The sequence below is a fragment of the Nocardia cerradoensis NBRC 101014 genome (assembly GCF_000308535.1).
Classification (GTDB): Bacteria; Actinomycetota; Actinomycetes; order Mycobacteriales; family Mycobacteriaceae; genus Nocardia; species Nocardia cerradoensis.
The window spans coordinates 1-18,891 of the sequence record NZ_BAFW01000016.1 but is presented as its reverse complement, the minus strand read 5'-3'; the positions used below and the strand labels follow the sequence as shown (position 1 = coordinate 18,891).

The window sequence follows — 18,891 nt, the reverse complement described above, 5'->3', positions numbered from 1 at the left end:
CCCGGTGGAGACGCACCCGGTGGAGATGGGCTGGCAGCAGCTGGCGCAGCAGTACCTCGTCGACGAGGACGAGGCGATCATCGCGCTGAACAAGCCGGCCGGTATCGCCGTGACCGGGGAACGCCACGACACCGACCTGGTCGAGTTGGCCGCTGCCGAGGGAATCACCCTCTACCCGGTGCACCGCATCGACAAGGTCACCTCCGGTCTCGTGCTGTTCGCCAAGGACCTGGCCGCGCACGGCGGCCTGACCAGGCAATTCACCAAGCGCACGGCCGACAAGCGGTATCTGGTCGTCACCGCCGCCACCGATCTGCCCGATACCGGCGTCATCGACCTGCCGCTGAGCGTCGGACGCAAGAACCGGGTGCGGATCGCGGCGCCGCGCGACACCATCCGGCGCGAGGGACAGCTGTGGACGGTCGACCAGAGCGATCTGCTGGCCGGTAAGAACTATCCGTCCCGGACCGAGTTCACCACCGTCGCGCGGACCGATCGGCACACGATCCTGCTGGCCCGGCCGATCACCGGTAGGCGGCATCAGATCCGCGTCCATCTGGCCTGGATCGGCTATCCGATCGCCGGTGACCCGCTGTTCGACAAATCGGGCGAGTACGCGCGCACCCATCTGCACTCCCTGTCGTTGCGGGTGGAGGCGCCGTGGCGCGCGGACTCCGAACTCGCGCTGACCGCGACACCGGGTGCGGATTTCTTCTCGACGGGGTCGGCACCGATTCTCGAGAATCCGGCCGGCCTGCTCGAACGGATCGCCGCGGAATAGCGATTCGCTATAAAAGGTGGCGTCCGTCACGCAGACGGCACGCTGAGGACCTTCTACTCTGGACAAGTGCCGTATCGGCACGCATGCGGCCGAAGCGATCACACCCGGGGGCCGATTCCACACGGGCTCGCACAGGTCGTTCCCGGCGACGGGCGCAACGGTGCGATCCCACGAGAAAGCGGACGCCATGATTCTGTTGGCACAGCTCAGCGATACTCACTTCGATCTGGATCCGCGCAACGCCGAACGAGTCGCCGCCGTCCTCGGCTACCTCGACCGATTACCGCGCCGGCCCGACGCCATCCTCGTCACCGGCGACCTCACCGAATCCGGCACCCTCGCCCAGTACGAGCAGGCCCGCAAGTCGCTTACCACCGACATCCCGCTGTACGTACTGCCCGGCAATCACGACGACCGCGCGAATCTGCGACAGACGCTGCTCGACGGCCCCGCCGAGGACGGGCCGATCAACCAGGCCGTCGAGGTCGGCGAGCTCACGGTGGCGCTGCTCGATTCCACGATTCCCGGCTCGGGCGGCGGTGAGCTGGGCGAACGTACCTACGCGTGGCTGGACCGGTTGCTGGCCGCCACGCCCGCGGACGCCTCCGTGCTGGTGGCGATGCATCACCCGCCGGTGCCGATGTATTCGACGGTGGTCGACCCGATCCGGCTCGCCGATCCGGAGCGGCTGGAACGCACCATCGCCGGTGACGCGCGAATTCTCGGCGTGCTCACCGGCCATATGCACGCCATGGGCACGACGCTGTTCGGCGGGCGGCAGCTGGTGGTGGCGCCCAGCGTGGCCTCGGCCATCGGCGGGGCGTGGGAGGTCGAGGAGCCCGGCGACGTTCCGATCGACTACGCGCCCGACCCGTCCGTGGTGCTGCACGCCGTCGCGGATCGGCGGCTGACCTCGATCGTTCGCACCGTGCCGATGGGCGGGCGGATCCGCGTACAACCGCGGTGAGCAAGGGTTCGTGGAACGGGGTTCGGAGCCGGCGGCACGCGCCTACAGTGGAGGTACTGTTCTCGATTCGAGGAGCGCGCGCATGCCCGCTACCAAGCCGTCGGTCGTCGTCGTCGGAGCCGGGTTCGGGGGACTCGGTGTGGCAATCGAGTTGCAGCGCAACGGTTTCGACGACATCACCATCCTGGAGCGGGCCGGCGACCTGGGCGGGGTGTGGCGGGAGAACACCTATCCGGGCGCGGCCTGCGACGTACCCTCCCCGCTGTACTCGTTCTCCTACGAACCGAAACCGGATTGGCCGCATCGCTACTCCGGTCAGACCGAAATCCTGGGTTACCTGCATGCGGTGGCGACGAAACACCGGCTGCTCGAGCGGATCCGCTTCGGCGCCGACGTCACCGAGGCGAGCTTCGACGAACGGACCGGGCGCTGGACCATCCGCACCGCCGACGGCGAGATCCGCTCCGCCGACGTGCTGATCTGCGCGGTCGGGCAGCTGTCCCGCCCCCGGATGCCCGATATCGCGGGCATCGAGACGTTCACCGGCCCGTCGTTCCATTCCGCGCAGTGGGAACACGACGTCGACCTCGCCGGGAAACGGGTCGCCGTGATCGGAACCGGCGCCAGCGCAATCCAATTCGTGCCCGCCATCGCCCCCGAGGTGGCGCGGCTGACGCTGTTCCAGCGGACCGCCGCCTGGGTGGTACGGCGCACCGATCGCGAGTATCGGCCCATCCATCACGCCCTGTTCGAACACGTCCCAGGGCTACGGCTGGCCCAGCGGCTGTGGGTGTGGTGCTTCCTCGAGTTCTTCTCCTTGGGCTTGACCACGATCCCGGCGATCCGGCGCATCGCGACCTGGCTGGGTACCCGCGCGCTTCGCCACGACGTGCCCGATCCGCACTTGCGCGCGAAGCTGACCCCGGACTATCCGGTGCTGTGCAAACGGGTGCTGTTCTCCAACGAGTACTACCCGGCGCTGATGCGGCCGAATGTGGACGTCGTCACCGAGCCCATCGCCGAGGTGGTGTCCGAGGGCGTGCGCACCGCGGACGGAACCGTGTACCCGGCCGACGTGATCGTCTACGGCACCGGCTTCAAGGGCAGCGAATTCCTCTGGCCGATCCGAATATTCGGTCGCGAGGGCGCGGAACTGGAAAAGGTCTGGGCCGAGGGAGCCCGCGCCTATCTCGGGATGACGGTTCCGGAATTCCCGAATCTGTTCCTGATGTACGGACCCAACACCAATCTGGGCACCGGCTCGATCATCTACATGATCGAATGCCAGGCCCGCTACATCCGGCAGGCCGTGGCATACCTGAGCGAACATCCGGGATCCTGTCTCGAGGTGAAGCCCGAGACCGCGGCCGCCTTCGATGCGCACACCCAGCGCCGATTGCTGCGCACGCCGTGGACCGCGTGCTCGAGCTGGTACCGCAACGCCGCCGGGCGGATCACCAACAACTGGCCCGGCACCGTCACCGCGTACCGCGTGCGCACCCGGTCGCTGAACCCGGACGACTACGTGCTGCGCGCACCGGAGCCGGTCCGCACGTGATGACCAGCGCAGGCGGTCCGCGTGCGCCCTTCGCCCCGGCGAGGGCCGTCCCGCAGTCCGCCGGTGCTGGCAGACTTGAGCCGTGACCGCGCCTCCCTCCGCCGGCGCCGAGCCGCGAATCGCTCACGGCCCGCTGCGCCCCGTCGAACTCGCCACCGCGGCGGTCCTCGGTGGGGTGACAGTCGGGCTGGTGACCATCGGCTCGGTGGTGCCCTACGCGGCGGCCCTCAATCTGGTCGCCGCGGTGCCGATGGGCCTGCTGGCGCAGCGCTACCGGCTGCGCGCCATCCTGGGTGCGACCGTCGCCGCGACCCTGGTGAGTTTCGTCGCCGCCGGTCTGGTGCCGGCGGCCACGGTGGTCAGCGCGGCGACGATCGGCGGCATCATCGGCACCGTCAAACGCCGGCACCGCGGCCTGATCACCGTCCTGTGCCTGTCGTCACTGGCCGGATTCATCTGGGCGGCGTTCTCGGTCGGCATGCTCTTCCTGTTCGCCGCCTCGCGCCGGCTGGTCTTCGACAACGTGCGCAATATCGCCCAGGGCATCGATCACATGCTCTCCCGGCAGCCACAACTGGAATCGCTGGGCAACGGTGTCGTCTCGGTGACCGACGGTGTGCTGGCCTGGTGGTGGCTCTACATCGGCGGCGGCGTATTCCTCGGCGTGGTCTTCACCGCGGTGTTCTCCTGGTTCGTCCTCGGATCGGTCCTGGATCGGCTGGAGTGGCTGCCGGGGCGGGACCGGCTGGACGCGCCGGCCGATACGCGGGCGGTCGCGCCGGTGCCGGTGCGGTTGCGCGGTGTGTCCTTCCGCTATCCGGGGGCACGTGCCGATGCGCTGACCGATATCGACCTCAGCGTCGAGATCGGCGAGTTCGTCGCGGTCGTCGGCCACAACGGATCCGGGAAATCCACGCTGACCCGCCTGCTGGCCGGACTTCCGCCCACCGGCGGCACGGTCGAACGTCCCGGTTCGGCGGGGCTCGGCGTGGTCGGCGGCACCGCGCTGGTGCTGCAGCGGCCCGAGAGCCAGACACTCGGAGTGCTGGTGGCCGACGACGTGGTGTGGGGCCTGCCCGCCGAGGCCGCGCGGGCCGTCGACGTGGAGGCGCTGCTGTGCGAGGTCGGGCTGAGCGGGCTCGGCGGCGCGGAGACCGCGACCCTGTCCGGCGGCCAGCAACAGCGGCTGGCGGTGGCGGCCGCGCTGGCACGTGATCCCGCACTGCTCGTGGCCGACGAGGCCACCTCGATGATCGATCCGGACGGCCGGCGGGAATTGGTCGCGCTGCTGGCCGGATTGCCCGCCCGGCACCGGATGGCCGTCGTCCTGGTCACCCACCACGAGGCCGACGCGGCGGCCGCCGACCGGGTCATCCATCTCTCCGGTGGCCGCCAGGTCGAACATCTGCCGGCCTGGCCGCGCCCGGTGCGCAATCCGCGGCGCTGCCCGATCGGCGAACCGCTACTGGAACTGCGGGATGTGCGCCACACCTACAATCGCGGCACGCCGTGGGCGGCGACCGCGTTGCGCGGGGTGAATCTGACCGTCCACCGCGGTGAGACGCTGCTCGTGGTCGGCGGCAACGGGTCGGGGAAATCCACCCTGGCCTGGATCATGGCCGGGCTCGTCGTGCCGACCACCGGCAGCTGCCGACTGTGCGACTACACCGGATCCCGGCCCGTGCACAAGCGCATCGGCGCGGTCGAGCTGGCCTTCCAGCATTCCCGGCTGCAACTGCAGCGCCAGACCGTCGGCGCCGAGATCGAGGACTGGGGCGGGCACGGCACCGGCTCCGGCGCGGTGGGCCGCGCCCTCGACGCGGTGGGGCTGGACCGGGCGATGGCCTCGCGCTCGATCGAGGAACTGTCGGGCGGTCAGGCCAAGCGCGTAGTCCTCGCCGCGATCGTCGCCAGCCGCCCGCAGGTCGTGGTGCTCGACGAACCCTTGGCCGGACTCGATCCGCAGGGCCGCGCGGAAGTGGTGGAACTGCTCGCCCGGCTGCGGGATTCGGGACTGACACTGATCGTCATCTCCCACGATGTGGCCGATATGGAGAGCGTCTGTGACCGCACGGTCCACCTGCAATCCGGTCTGATTCTGGAAAGCCTGCCCGCCGTCGCGGCCGCCGCCGACAGTCCGGCCGATACCGCCGGTGCCCCGGCCGCGTCTCCGGGACCGGCCGAACCGGTGGTAGGTCCGCCCGCCGACGGCGACGGGCGCGGGGAAGCCGGGATCGCGGGCACGCGGTCCGAACCCGTTCAGGCGGGCACGGACGGCGCTCGCCCCGAACCCGACCGAGCGCGGGGCAGGAAGCGCCACAGCCGGGGCCGGCACGGCGACGCCCTCGGAGGTGCGCGATGAGTATGGTGCTGCTGCGCGAAGTTCCGGTCGACAGCCCGATCCATCGGCTCTGGGCCGGAACCAAGATGATCGTCGCCTTCTTCATCAGCGTCCTGCTGATGTTGCAGCCCACGTGGCCGGTCCTCGGTGTGGTGGTCGCCTTCCTGCTCGTGATCGGACTGGCCGCCCGGCTGCCGCTGGGCACGCTGCCACGGCTGCCGTGGTGGTTCTGGGCCCTGATCGTGCTCGGCGGGCTCATCACCATCCCCACCGGAGGAACCGCCGTCCTGCGGTATGTCCAGGTCACCCTGTTCGGGCTGATCCTGCTGACCACCTCGTTCCTGATCGCGTGGACCACCCCGATGAGCGAGATCGCCCCCGCCCTCGCCAAACTCGGTGCGCCGCTGCGGGTGCTGCGGATTCCGGTGGACGAGTGGGCGGTCGTCGTGGCGTTGACCCTGCGCGGACTGCCGCTGCTGATGGACGAGATCCGGGTGTTGCGCGCCGCCCGCCGGCTACGTCCCAAGGACGGTTCCATGGCGCGCGGAGCCGCGAATCCGCTCGTGGACATTCTCACCGCGGCCATGGCCGTCGCCACCCGCCGGGCCGGCGAATTGGGTGAGGCCATCACGGCCCGCGGCGGGACGGGCGAATTGACCGCCCATCCGGCCGGACCCCACCGCGCCGATTACCTCGCCCTGATCGTGTCGGTGGTCGTGTGCGGCGGCGCGGCGGCAATCGGCGTGTTGCTGTAACTCGCCGAAGCAAATAGCCAGCAACTGACAGCAGGAGCGGGCAAACGTGTTCGCTTTGCGAAAAACCAAGTCAGCGGATCGAATTCGCTCCACTTTACGACCGAGTGAAGGTACGGTTACTTCAGTGAGTTAGCCGGACCGCGGCTCCACGCGCAGGGGTTGAAATACGTCGGGGGTATTGGGTTCTCAGCGCGCGTCGTTTTCGGCTGCCGAATGTCTTCCTGATGGAGATTGGAACCGGAATGTTTCTGCGCAAGTTCGCCGCTGTTGCCCTTCCGGCAGTGGTGGCCGTTGCCCTCGGGGCAGGTACCGTCCATGCCGATACCGGCGCACCCACGGTGCGCTACGAAACCCATCTGACGGGCAACACCGTCGAAACCACTCTCGACGGCGGCTTCTTCCGCGTCGACGCGGAAGGTCGCACCGTCGACGTCACCGACGCCGACGGCCGGACACTCGTCACGCTGCCGCTGTCCTTCCGGCAGGACGGCTTGGAATATCCCATGCCCCACCAGGTGCGCAACGACTCCCGGGTCCTGGATCTGACCGTGGTGAAGGACGCCGCGGCGGCGCGGCCCGCGCCGGTGACGCCGGTGGCCTCGCCCCGGGAGAACCAGAATGCGATGAACGCCTTCGCCACCCAGTTCGGGCTCGCGACGGCGATCGGCAGCTTCGTCGGCACGGCCGCCGGCGCGGTCATCGGCGGTGTGCTCGGTGCGGCCGTCGCCGCGCCCACCGGCCCCGGCATCATCGCCGGATTCATCACCGGCGCAACGGTGGGAGCCATCATCGGCACGATCGTGGTCGGCGGCCCCGCGTTGATCATCGCGGGTGTCGACCTCGTCAGCACGCTGGCCGCCCCGGCCGGCACGACCAAGTGGAACGACACCACGTACTGAGGTCGCGGCGGCTCCCGCTACTTCTCCTCCGGCACCCACGCCGGATGCCACAGCCGCCCGGATTCGGTCCAGTTCATATACCGCACCGTGCCGGTTATCTTCGGCGTCGCCCAGACGGCATCCTTGCGTTCGTCGGCGGTCAGCTCGTTGGCGAAGGGGCTGGTCTTGCGGCGCAGCGGGCGCAGCCGCGCGGTCAGCTCCGACATCTCGCGATCGCTGAAGCCGGTGCCCACTCGACCGATGTAGTACAACTCGCCTTCGTGGCGGACGCCCACCAGCAGGGAGGCGAATTCCCGTGCGGCGCTGCGCCGCCAGCCGCCGATGATCACCTCCTGGGTGCGCCAGTTGCGGGTCTTGATCCACGACTGGCCGCGCTTGCCGGGCAGATAGACCGAATCCTTACGTTTGGCGACGACTCCCTCGAGACGATGCTCGCGGCTGTATTCCAGGGCGTCGGCGCCCGAACCGTCCAGGCGCGGCGGGACGAGCAGCGACGGCACGCCCTCGGCCAGCGCCTCCAATACCTGCCGCCGATCCGCGTAGCGTTTGCGCAGCAGCGAGGTGCCGTCCAGATACAGCACATCGAACGCGACCAGGTCGGCCCGCGCCGGATCCGCCTGCAACAGAGCCAGATTCGACGCGCCCTCGGCGTCGAACACGACCGCCTCACCGTCGAGCACGATCCGATGCCCCCGCAGTTGCCGCCCCAGCTCGGCGATCCGCGGATAGCGGCCGGTGACGGTATTGCCCGCGCGGCTGCGGATCACCACGCCGTCGTCGTCTATTTCGACGATGACCCGGAACCCGTCCCATTTGGTCTCGAAGACCCAGTCCCGGGCGCCGAGCTTCGCCACCTCCCCGGAGGTCGCCAGCATCGGTGACAGCCCGCGCGGGAACTCGGCCCCCGCCCGCGCGACGGAATCACCGCCCACGCCACCGGTTTCGGAGCCGCCACGCCGACGTTCAGTGTCGCCGTCCGGCGCGGCGCCGCCCTGCCCGTCGCTCGAACCACCCTGCCCCGCATCGTCTTCCGGCTCGGCAGCCTGTGATTTCATCAGGTGCATCAACCACTGCTTGCCGTCGGTGCGGATGAAGGCGTAGCGGCCGTTGAGGCGCTCGCCGTGAAACTGGACGATCACCTCGTCCGCGCGCCACTTCTCGGTGTCGTAGGTGCCGGTATCCCAGATCGTCATCTGCCCGGCCCCGTATTCGCCATGCGGGATGGTGCCGTGGAAATGCAGATATTCCATAGGGTGGTCCTCGGTGTGCACGGCGAGCCGGTTCTGCGACGGCGAGGTCGGCGGCCCTTTCGGCACCGCCCACGACACCAGCACACCGTCGCGTTCGAGCCGCACGTCCCAGTGCAGTCGCCGCGCGTGATGTTCCTGCACCACGAAGCGATCACCCGCTCCCGGGTCGGGCGGGCCGGGCGGAACCGGTTCCGGGGTGCGGGCGGGGTCACGCATGGATCGGTAGGTCTGCAGCGGATCCGAGGCGCCGGCACTGCCCAGGGGCGGATCCAGGCCCGCCAGCAGATCCCCGTCGGAGCGCCAGCGTTCGAGCACCTCGTCGAAACGCAACTGCCGCAGATGGTGTCGATCGGCGATTTCGTCCCAGCTGCGCGGTGCCGCCACCGTCGGCTGCTCGCGCCCGCGCATCGAATACGGCGCGATGGTGGTCTTCGCCGGATTGTTCTGGCTCCAGTCCAGAAAGATCTTGCCCGGCCGCACGGCCTTCGCCATCGTCGCCGTGACCAGTGCCGGATGCAGCTTCTCCAGGCCGGTCGCCAGCTGCTTGGCGACCGTCGAGGCGCCGCCGGGACTCAGTACCCGATCCAGCGGCACATAGATGTGAATACCCTTGCTGCCGCTGGTCACCGGATAGGCGTCGAGACCGGCGTCGCGCACGGTATCGCGAATCCACAACGCCACCGATGCGCAATCGGCCAGTTCCACTCCGGGCCCGGGATCGAGGTCGAAGACGATGCGGGTGGCCGGGCCGCGCGAGCCGTCGACGAAACGCCATTGCGGGACATGGATTTCCAGCGACGCCTGCTGTCCGAGCCAGGCCAGACCGGCCACCGAATCGATGACCGGATAGTTCACCCGGCGATCGGAATGTTCCATCGGCCGACGCTCGATCCATTTCGGTGCGTGCGCGGCCAGATTCTTCTCGAAGAACGAGGATTCGCCCACCCCGTTGGGCCAGCGCTTACGCGTCACCGGACGATCGGCGATATGCGGCAGCAGAGCCGGTGCGATGGCGGTGTAGTAGTCGATCACCTCGCCCTTGGTGGTGCCCGTCGCCGGGTACAGCACCTTGTCGAGGTTGGTCAGACCGACCTCGATGCCCCCGAACTCGCGGCGCGCCGCCATAGTCGCAGTGTAAAGCGAAGACGGGTACCGCCGGAGGAGTGAGCCTCCGGCCGGTATCCGTCGTCGATCGGCGAGTGAGCCCGGGCGAACCGGGCATCCCGCCTCGCCCTCAGCCCTCCGGCGGTTGCGGCGCCTGCGGCGGCGTCGCGGGCGGAGTCTGCGGGGGCGCGGCGGGCGGCTCGGGCGCCGGTGGCGGGGTGTTGCCGCCCTGCTGGGTGATGTTCTTCTTGATGGCCTCGGTGCCCTTGTCGATGTGGCCGGAGTACTTGCCCCCGGTCTTCTCGTTGACGAAGCCGCCGGCCTTGTCGACCGCTCCGTGCACCTTGTCCGCGTTCTGCGAGGCCGCGTCGCGGCCCTTACCCACCAAACCCTTGAGCGTATCCATCAAACTCATGAAGCCCACTCCTTCACTCGTCGACTGCGTTGCTAGCGCACATCCTCCCACCAGGAGACCTGCGGTGATACCGCATCGGTATCGATCCGCCCGCCGGGAAGCGGCACCACTACCCGGGTACCCGCTGCACGCGCCGCCGCAACAAGTCTGCGGACCGGTTCCGACCAGCCGTGGAAGGCCAGGTTGAACGTGGCCCAGTGAATCGGCACCAAGATGCCGTATTCGGCGTCGCCGACGCACACGTCGGCGTGGGCGCGGACCGCCTCCTCGGGATTCATGTGCACATCCGGCCAGTGCACGTCGTAGGCGCCGATCGGCAGCAGGGTCAGATCGAACGGACCGTAGGTCGCGCCGATTTCGGCGAACGCCTTCGTGTATCCGGTGTCGCCGCCGAAATATGCCCGTCGCCGCGGGCCCGCGAAGACCCACGACGCCCACAGCGTGGTGTTACGGGTGAAGCCGCGCCCGGAGAAGTGCCGCGCCTCGGTGCAGGTGACGGTGAGCTCACCGCGCCCCGGGCGGGCGATGGACGTGGAAGTGTTCCAATCCAATTCGATGATGCGCGCCTCCGGCACCTGCCATTTGCGCAGATGGGCGCCGATCCCGATCGGCACCACGAACGGCGCGTCCTGAGCGGCCACCAGCGCGCGCACGGTCTCACGGTCCAGATGGTCGTAGTGATCGTGCGAAATCACCACCGCGTCCAGCGCGGGCAGCGACGACAGCGGCGCCGGCACCGGATGCAGCCGGGCCGGGCCGACCAGTGGCGACGGCGAGACCCGCTCGCTCCACACCGGATCGGTGAGGATGCGGTAGCCGTCGACCTCGATCAGCGCGGTGGCGTGGCCGAACCAGGTCACCGCCAGCTCGGCCGCCTCCTCGGGATGTTCGGCGCCGGCCAGCGGGATCGGCGCCGGTGGCCGCCCCACATCGCGACGGGTCAGTGCCGACAGCAGCAGGGACGCACCCGCGCCGGGCGAGATCTGGCTGCTGGGTTCGGTGTTGTGGAACTGCCGGTCGCGGTAGCTCGCCGACCGCGTCGCCAGCGGTGCGATGGCGGCGGCGGACGCCCCCATTTCCACGGGAATCCGCCACGCCGCCCGTACCACCCAGCGCAATCCGACCAGCCCGGCCGCGGCCAGCGCCGCTCGGCGGGCGGCCGCGACGATCTCGGTGCCGGCCATCAGCGGCCCACGAACTTCGCCGCGCGCTTCTGTTCCCGCGCCAGCCGCGCCTCCTCGGCGTCGGCGCTGCGCCAGGCCGCTTCCAGGGCGGCGCGCTGCTCGGGAGTGTCCTCGCCGCGGGTGCCGTCGTCGTTGAACACCAGCTTGAGGTGACGCAGCGAGAGCGGGGCGAGCTGGGCGATCGACTTCGCCCATTCCTGCGCGTCGGCCAGGGTGCCGAGCCGGTTGGCGAAGCCGAAAGTGTATGCGTCGGAGGCGGATACACTCTCGGCACCCATCAGCACGGTCCGTGCCGGGCCGCCGCCGATCAGTGCGACCAGCCGGCGCACCGTCCAGCGATCCACCGAGATGCCCAGCTTCGCGGCCGGAATGGCGATGTAGGAATCCGGGCTCATCACCCGCAGGTCGGAGGCCAGCGCCAGCTGCACGCCGGCGCCGAGCGCGCCGCCGTTGATGGCGGCGATCACCGGCACCGGGACCGTTTCGATGGTGCGCAACAGACCGAGCAGTCCGTCGAGGAAATCCGACGAGTAGACGCCGGACAGATCGGCGCCGGCACTGAAAATCGGACCCTGACCGGTCAGCACGATCACCCGCGCGTCGGCCGCCGCGGACGTGACGGCCTCCCGCAACGCTGCCACCAACTCGTCGTTGAGGGCGTTGCGGCGCTGCGGGCGCTGCAATTCGATGGTGACCACGTCACCATCCCGGCTCACTGCGAGCATCTGACCTCTCCCCATTCGCGCGGTTTCTCTTCCGGGGGCGCACCTCACCGCACCCGCCGGTCGGTATCGACTCCACTGTATGCGCCGGACAGTTGCCGCAACGCACCCGACGCGTACTGTGACGGCGGTGACCGCACCCGATTTCGAGATTGTGGTGATCGGCGCCGGCCAGGCCGGACTGTCGGTCGGCTATCACCTGCGGCGGCTCGGATTGACTCCCGGCGTCGATTTCGTCATCGTCGACCACGCCCCCGGCCCCGGTGGCGCATGGCAATTCCGCTGGCCGTCACTGACTTTGAGCACGGTGAATCGAGTGCACGACCTGCCGGGGATGTCGTTCACCGAAACCCTGCCGGCCGGTTCGGATTCCGTCCCCGCCGCCACCGCGGTGCCGCATTATTTCGAGCTGTACGAAAAGCGGTTCGACCTGCAGGTTCGCCGGCCGGTGTCGGTCCGGGTGGTGTGCGATCGGGCAACCACCGCAACATGTCCGGGGACGTTGGTGGACGGGCTGTTGCACGTCGAGACCGCGGCCGGTGAAAACCGCTCGGCTGCAGGAGTTTCCGTCGTTCGACCGCCCGTTACCGGCGACGATGGCCTGCCCTCGACGGCTCGCGAGGCGAGCACGGCAGCGGAGCCGGGCGGATCGACGCCTCGCGATGCTTTCACCGATCCGGGCTCACCCGACGAGCCGTCCGCGGCCGCCGATTCGCGGCGATCGACGGATGCACCGACCGGATCACCGGGTGCCACCGGCGAGACGCTCCGCGTGCGCGGCGTGATCAATGCGACCGGCACCTGGGAAAAGCCGTTCATTCCGTACTATCCGGGCGCGGAAACCTTCGCCGGGCGGCAGTTGCACGCCCACGACTACCGCAGCGCGGCGGAGTTCGCCGGGAAGCACGTCGTGGTGGTCGGCGCGGGGATCTCGGCGGTGCAGCTGCTCGATGAGATCTCCCAGGTCACGAGCACGACGTGGGTGTCGCGGACGGAACCGCGCTGGCGCGAGGGTCCGTTCGGGCCCGACGAGGGCCGCCGGGCGGTCGCGATGGTCGAGGACCGCGTGCGACGGGGGCTGCCGCCGCGATCGGTGGTGTCGGTGACCGGACTGCCGGTCGACGACCGGATTCGCGCCGCCCGAGCGCGCGGCGCGCTGACCTGGCATCCGATGTTCGCCCGCATCGAACCGGAGGGCGTGCGCTGGGCCGACGGCAGCTTCCGGCCTGCCGATGTGATCCTCTGGGCCACCGGTTTCCGCAGCGCGCTCGACCACCTGGCCCCACTGCGACTGCGCGGGCCCGGCGGCGGCATCACCATGACGGGCCGCCTCGCCACGCAGGTGGCCACCGACCCGCGCATCCACCTGATCGGTTACGGCCCGTCGGCCAGCACCATCGGCGCGAACCGGGCAGGGCGGGCGGCAGCGGTGGAACTCACGCGTTACCTGGGGCTGCCCTGAGTGCCACAGCGCCTCAGTCGAGCCCCATGGTGAACGTGTCGGGATCCGGGCCGACGCGGCTGCCGGTATCGAGCGCGTTGAGGGTGGTCATCTGCTCGGCGTCGAGTTCGAAGGTGAACACGTCGAAGTTCTCCCGGATGCGCTCCGGGTTCACCGACTTCGGGATGACGATGTTGCCCAGCTGCAGATGCCACCGGATCAGGACCTGGGCGGGCGTGCGGCCGACCTGTTCGGCGACCGCGCCCACGGTGGGATCCTTCAGTTCCGCACCCTGGCCGAGCGGACTCCACGCCTCGGTGGCGATGCCGTGTTCCGCGTGGAAGGCACGCAGCGTGTTCTGCGCGAGCGCCGGATGCAATTCGACCTGATTCACGGCCGGCACTTCACCGGTCTCACCGATCAGTCGCCGCAGCTGCTCCGGCTGAAAGTTCGACACACCTATCGAACCGATCCGACCCTGCGTCTTCAGTGACTGGAAGGCGCGGAATGTGTCGACGTAGCGGTCCGCGCTCGGTACCGGCCAGTGGATCAGGTACAGATCGAGGTACTCGAACCCCAGCCGCTCCATACTCGCTTCGAATGCGCGCAGGGTGGAGTCGTAGCCCTGGTCGGCATTCCACAGCTTGGTGGTGATGAAGACCTCGTCGCGCGCCAGCCCCGATTCGGCGATCGCCCGCCCCACCTCGGCCTCGTTCCCATAGGCGGCGGCGGTGTCGATGCTGCGGTACCCCGCCTCGAGCGCGGCGGTAACCGTGTCGAAGGTCTGTCCCTCCGGCACCTGGAAGACCCCGAAGCCCAGCCTCGGAATCAGATGGCCGTCGTTGAGGATCACCGACGGTACTGTGCTGCTCTCGCTGCGAAAGGTCACCGTTCCGACCGTAGAAGCGGTTTGCCGAGCCGTCAACGACGCGCTCCTGCGTGTTCGGATCATGCGCCCCTGCCAGCCAGGACGTCGACGCTCAGCGCTCGGTTGCCGACTCTAGGTGCGGAACGCAGACGTGCGCGGCACTCGGATCGGGACGCGATCGCTTCGGTCGGCACTGCCCTGAGCATCGCGCGCCGTGCGCCAGGGGTTCGTCAGCCGGGAACGCCCAAGCGGCGGTAGCGGTTCCGTCGACTGGCGCGGAGGGCGGCGGTCGGCCGCGCGCGGAGGGCGGCCAATTCCTCGGCGATCGCGGCAACCATGCGCCGGGAGAAATCGATGGGTTCCCGGGCCGCGTCGGGATGTTCGGCAACGATACGGTCGACGACGCCGTCGGCGAGCAGGTCCGCGGCCCGGACCCGTTGGGCGGCAGCCAGTTCCGCGGCGTGCGCGGTGTCGCGGAAGACGATGGCGCTGGCGCCTTCCGGCGGAAGTGGGGCCAGCCAGCCGTGCGTCGCGGCGAGGACACGGTCGGCGGGAAGCAGCGCGAGCGCGCCGCCACCGGTGCCCTGCCCCAGCAGCACCGAGACGGTCGGTGTATCCAGCGTGACCAGATCGGCCAGGCAGCGGGCGATTTCGGGGGCAAGACCCCGTTCCTCGGCCTCCCGCGACAGTGCCGCGCCCGCGGTGTCGATGACCAGGACCAACGGTATGTGGAGTTCGGCGGCGAGGTGCATACTGCGGCGGGCCTCCCGCAACGCCGCCGGCCCCATGGTGTTCTCCCCGGTCCGGCCGGCCCGATCGTGACCGAAGATCACGCACGGCTCGCCGCGCAGGCGGGCCAGAGCATGCACGACGGCGCGATCGGATTCGCCCTGACCCGTACCGCTCAACGGCACCCGATCGGACGCCTGCCGCAACAACTCGCGAATGCCGGGGCGCCGCGGATCACGGGAGATCAGCACCGACTCCCACGCCGGTGTCTCCACTCCCTCAGCGCCCGGCGAACCCACTCGCCCCACACCCTGCGCGGTCGAAGCGATCGACAGCGAATTCGCCTGTCCCGCAACGGGAACCGCGACATTCAACACCCGGTGCGCGATCCGGCGGAAGAACCGGACCGGCACCACCCCGTCGATGACCCCGTTGCGATACAGGTTCTCCGCGGTCTGCACGCCCTCGGGGAACGGCCGGTCGTAGAGCGCTTCGTACACCCGCGGCCCCAGGAATCCGATCAACGCACCGGGCTCGGCGAAGGTCATATGCCCCAGCGAACCCCAGGACGCGAACACTCCGCCCATCGTGGGATCGCGCAGATACACCAGATAGGGATGGCCGGCCGACTTGTGCGCGGCCACCGCGCCCGCGATCTTCACCATCTGCACGAAGGCGACCGTGCCCTCCTGCATGCGGGTTCCGCCGGAGGTGGGCGAGGCGAGCAGCGGCAGACCCAGTGCGGTGGCGCGTTCGACGGCGGTGACGATCCGCTCGGCGGCGGCCACGCCGATCGATCCGGCGAGAAAGCCGAATTCACACGCGATCACCGCGACGCGCCGCCCGCGCAACCGTCCCTCACCGGTCAGGACCGATTCGTCGGTGCCGCTGCGCTCGGCGGCGGCGGTCAGTTCCGCGTGATACGCCGGTGCGGTGGCGATCTCGATCGGTTCTCGATCCCAGCTGCGATACGAACCGGGATCGAGCACACCGTCGAAAAACTCACGCGCCGAGATCTTCACGCCCCGAGCGTAACCGCGCCGGAGCGGGCGATCGGCGGTCGTGGTGCCACCGCGCGCCGACGCGGCCGCGTCGCGCGGCCGCTCGCCGGCGTATCAGTAACCCTGAACCACTTTGCGCAGCGCGTACTCGGTGACCGAGACCAGCGCCTGCTTCACCGGCTCGCGGCGGCGCGCGTCGATCGACATGATCGGCACGTCCGCCGGGACGGCCAGCGCCTGGCGGATGTCCTCCAGGGGGTACCGCGGTGCGTCGTCGAACTCGTTGATGGCCACCAGGAACGGCAGCCCACGAGCCTCGAAGTAGTCGACGGCGGCGAAGGAATCCTCGAGCCGTCTGGTGTCGATCAGCACTACCGCCCCGATGGCGCCGCGAATCAGGTCGTCCCACATGAACCAGAAGCGGTACTGGCCGGGTGTGCCGAACAGATAAAGCACCAAATCGTCGGCGAGGCTGATCCTGCCGAAGTCCATGGCCACCGTGGTGGTGGCCTTCGTCGGCACGGCGGCCAGGCTGTCGACGCCCACACTGGCGTTGGTCACCAAAGCCTCGGTGCGCAGCGGAACAATCTCCGATACAGCACCGACCAAGGTCGTCTTACCCACACCGAAGCCACCGGCCACCACGATCTTCGCGGAGGTCGGCTTGGCGTTGCGGGTATCGACCTGGGCCGTCGAATCAAATACGCCGGAGTCCACTGAGAACCCTTTCGATCAGCTCGCGACGTTCATCGTCGCTCGAATCGTCTTTCAAAGTCGCCGAAACTCGAACATGTCCCGCCTCGATGAGGTCGGCGACGAGCACTCGAGCCACCCCGATCGGAATACCCAGTCGGGCAGCAAGTTCCGCAACAGATGGCGATTCTCTGCACAACTCCACGATTGACGTCTCGATGTTGGTCAGTTCGAACTGCCGCTCCAGGGCGACCGGATGCGATGCGACGAGCGCCTCCAATGCCAACTCCACCGTCGGCCGCGTACGACCGGCGGTCAGCGAGTACGGACGGACGAGGCTGGGCTCGGCGCTCCCCACGTGCTGGTTGTCTATGTCCATCCCACCATCAGGAACCCATCGTGACGCGAGGTGTGGCCTGGACTGTCTGGCCCACCCGCTCGACCAGCAGAGCCATCTCGTAGCCCACCTGGCCGATATCGCAGGACGTGTTCGTCAGCACGGCCAGATAGGACCCGTCACCGACTGCCATGAGCAGTAGGTAACCGTGTTCCATCTCGACCACGGACTGCAGTACCGTGCCGCCTTCGAACAGGTTCGAAACGCCGACAGAGAGGCTGGCCAAACCTGCGGTCACGGCGGACAGCTGTTCGGCACGGTCAACGGGCAATTGAGCGCTCGCGGCCATCAACAGGCCGTCCGCCGAAACCAGCACGGCATGAGCGACGCCCGGAACCTCGTTGGCGAAGTTCGAAACCAGCCAATCCAGCTGACGGTTCGTACCACCTAGATCGGGGTTCATCGGTCTCCTTTATCTCCGGTTAGGTTCATTGCTCCCATTGCGCGGCCATCCCGGACGCCCTGCTGGTGACGACTCAGACTTGACCTGATCGACTCTGGGTCGCGGCTCGGCGTCCGATCGGCCCGCCCGGTGACGCCACCGGGAACCAGCCGATTACCGGGATCGCGCTGCGGCAATCCGGCCGCCGTCCGCTTCTCCGACGAGGTTTCCACTGCCCGCCGGGCAGCCTGCCAGCCTTCGTCACCTGGGGATTCGAAGGAGGCGGCGACTTGGGACCGGTCCGGGTCGGGGTCCGCGAGCCACGCCGACATCATCTCGGCGAAGATCGGACTCCCCCCTTCCGACGGGCCGGCGTCGGCTGCGGGCTGCAGCCGGGTCTGGAAGAACGAGGCCGTCTTCTGCGGATTCGACCGGTAACTGTGGCGGCCGCGTTCACGACCCTCACCGGATTCCGCATTCGCGTCCGCGGCGGAGCTGTCCCGCTGCGGCGCATGACGTCCGGGCAGGCTCAGCCCCGGGGTGGGTTCCGGCCGCGGCGGCAGACCGGCACCCGGCTGCCGCTGCGGCAGACCGCCCGCGGCCGGGGCACGCTGCGGCAGACCCTCATTCGACTCTCGTTGCGGCAGACCACTTCCGGCGTCGCGCTGCGGAAGTCCGCCGATGCCCTCGCGCTGCGGAAGTCCGCCACCGGCACCGCGCTGTGGCAGACCGCTGCCCGAATCCCGTTGCGGGAGGCCGTTACCGGCGTCCCGCTGCGGCAGACCGATACCGGCGTCGCGCTGCGGCAGACCGTTACCGGCATCGCGCTGCAGACCGGTGGGCGCACCCTCGCGCGACGGCGCGCCGTTGGAACCCGGGGTCCGCTGCGGCAGTCCGCCTCCGACGCCGCGCTGCGGCAGGTCGCCGTTGGACGGTTCCCGTTGCGGCAGACCACCGTTCGCGGATTCCCGCTGCGGCAGGCCACCCTCACGCGCCGGGGCGCCGTTGGTGCCCGGGGTCCGCTGCGGCAGTCCGTTGGCGCCGAGTTCGCGAGCCGGCGGGCTCGCCGCGGGGCGGTCCTCACCGGCGGGCGCACGCTGCGGCAGTCCGGAGCCACCGCGCTGCGGCAGGCCACCTTCCCGAGGCGGCAGGCTCGAGCCCGAATCACGCTGTGGCAGACCGCCTTCGCGCTGCGAGAGACCGTTACCGCCGGCCGGCGGCCGCTGCGGCAGTCCGGTCGGACGGCCCGGCCGCGGCGGCTGACCCGCCGCACCCGGCTGACGCTTGAGCATATTGGCGGCCAGACCCGAGGTCGGCTGCGCGGTAGCGGAGCCGCCGCGCTGCGGCAGATTCGCGTTCGGCTGCGCCGTGGGCGCCTGCGGTCCGTTGGCACCCGGCTCACGC

General features: G+C 69.3%; 16 protein-coding genes and 1 pseudogene. 7 read left to right on the top strand and 10 right to left on the bottom strand.

From position 1 onward, the window contains the following. Positions 1-4 precede the first annotated feature (4 nt). From ON23_RS03410 to ON23_RS03385, 6 genes are all read left to right on the top strand, one after another. Positions 5-781: an RluA family pseudouridine synthase gene (locus ON23_RS03410; protein WP_245555900.1), complete on the top strand. Its 777-nt coding sequence runs from the start codon at positions 5-7 to the stop codon at positions 779-781. A 187-nt stretch (positions 782-968) separates the two neighbouring features. After that, positions 969-1,748, top strand: a complete 780-nt coding sequence (locus tag ON23_RS03405; RefSeq protein WP_039776319.1) for a metallophosphoesterase — start codon at positions 969-971, stop codon at positions 1,746-1,748. 82 nt (positions 1,749-1,830) lie between these two features. Continuing rightward, positions 1,831-3,306, top strand: coding sequence for a flavin-containing monooxygenase (locus ON23_RS03400; protein ID WP_039776247.1), 1,476 nt, complete (start codon positions 1,831-1,833; stop codon positions 3,304-3,306). An 82-nt stretch (positions 3,307-3,388) separates the two neighbouring features. Then, entirely contained in the window at positions 3,389-5,668 is a 2,280-nt protein-coding gene (locus ON23_RS03395) for an ATP-binding cassette domain-containing protein (protein ID WP_083903669.1), read from the top strand. Then, positions 5,665-6,402 (top strand): energy-coupling factor transporter transmembrane component T family protein, encoded by a 738-nt coding sequence (locus ON23_RS03390; RefSeq protein ID WP_039776245.1) that lies wholly within the window; start codon positions 5,665-5,667, stop codon positions 6,400-6,402. Before ON23_RS03395 ends, ON23_RS03390 begins: the two co-directional genes overlap by 4 nt. 224 nt (positions 6,403-6,626) lie before the next feature. Continuing rightward, positions 6,627-7,301 carry a DUF8020 domain-containing protein gene (locus ON23_RS03385; RefSeq protein ID WP_223273488.1) on the top strand — a complete coding sequence of 225 codons (675 nt, stop codon included), beginning with the start codon at positions 6,627-6,629 and terminating at the stop codon, positions 7,299-7,301. A gap of 17 nt (positions 7,302-7,318) precedes the next feature. Here ON23_RS03385 and ON23_RS35725 read toward each other — a convergent pair whose 3' ends face one another. The 4 genes from ON23_RS35725 to ON23_RS03365 form a co-directional block, all read right to left on the bottom strand. Then, complete coding sequence (locus ON23_RS35725; RefSeq protein ID WP_063821212.1) at positions 7,319-9,676, bottom strand: ATP-dependent DNA ligase; 2,358 nt, start codon at positions 9,674-9,676, stop codon at positions 7,319-7,321. Positions 9,677-9,785: 109 nt separating this feature from the next. Next, complete coding sequence (locus ON23_RS03375; protein ID WP_039776311.1) at positions 9,786-10,070, bottom strand: antitoxin; 285 nt, start codon at positions 10,068-10,070, stop codon at positions 9,786-9,788. A gap of 32 nt (positions 10,071-10,102) precedes the next feature. After that, positions 10,103-11,254: an MBL fold metallo-hydrolase gene (locus ON23_RS03370; protein WP_039776244.1), complete on the bottom strand. Its 1,152-nt coding sequence runs from the start codon at positions 11,252-11,254 to the stop codon at positions 10,103-10,105. Beyond that, the gene (locus tag ON23_RS03365; RefSeq protein ID WP_039776242.1) at positions 11,254-11,979 is read right to left on the bottom strand and encodes an enoyl-CoA hydratase; all 726 of its coding nucleotides are present in this window, start codon (positions 11,977-11,979) and stop codon (positions 11,254-11,256) included. Before ON23_RS03365 ends, ON23_RS03370 begins: the two co-directional genes overlap by 1 nt. Positions 11,980-12,097: 118 nt before the next feature. Here ON23_RS03365 and ON23_RS39060 point away from each other — a divergent pair, with 118 nt between their 5' ends. Beyond that, positions 12,098-13,438: an NAD(P)-binding domain-containing protein gene (locus ON23_RS39060; RefSeq protein WP_373282160.1), complete on the top strand. Its 1,341-nt coding sequence runs from the start codon at positions 12,098-12,100 to the stop codon at positions 13,436-13,438. 13 nt (positions 13,439-13,451) lie between these two features. Here the strand turns inward: ON23_RS39060 and ON23_RS03355 are convergent, their stop codons facing one another. From ON23_RS03355 to ON23_RS36645, 6 genes and pseudogenes are all read right to left on the bottom strand, one after another. Further along, entirely contained in the window at positions 13,452-14,306 is an 855-nt protein-coding gene (locus ON23_RS03355; RefSeq protein WP_039776240.1) for an aldo/keto reductase, read from the bottom strand. Between the two features lie 209 nt (positions 14,307-14,515). Continuing rightward, positions 14,516-16,036: a carboxyl transferase domain-containing protein gene (locus ON23_RS03350; RefSeq protein ID WP_039776238.1), complete on the bottom strand. Its 1,521-nt coding sequence runs from the start codon at positions 16,034-16,036 to the stop codon at positions 14,516-14,518. Positions 16,037-16,129: 93 nt separating this feature from the next. Continuing rightward, positions 16,130-16,732 (bottom strand): GTP-binding protein, encoded by a 603-nt coding sequence (locus tag ON23_RS03345; protein ID WP_174372252.1) that lies wholly within the window; start codon positions 16,730-16,732, stop codon positions 16,130-16,132. Then, the gene (locus ON23_RS03340; protein ID WP_025347064.1) at positions 16,713-17,087 is read right to left on the bottom strand and encodes a DUF742 domain-containing protein; all 375 of its coding nucleotides are present in this window, start codon (positions 17,085-17,087) and stop codon (positions 16,713-16,715) included. The genes ON23_RS03345 and ON23_RS03340 overlap by 20 nt, the downstream gene beginning before the upstream one ends. Positions 17,088-17,094: 7 nt before the next feature. Continuing rightward, the gene (locus ON23_RS03335; RefSeq protein WP_011207200.1) at positions 17,095-17,508 is read right to left on the bottom strand and encodes a roadblock/LC7 domain-containing protein; all 414 of its coding nucleotides are present in this window, start codon (positions 17,506-17,508) and stop codon (positions 17,095-17,097) included. Further along, positions 17,505-18,891: pseudogene (locus ON23_RS36645) on the bottom strand (sensor histidine kinase); the annotation flags it as partial. The pseudogene ON23_RS36645 and the gene ON23_RS03335, both read right to left, overlap by 4 nt.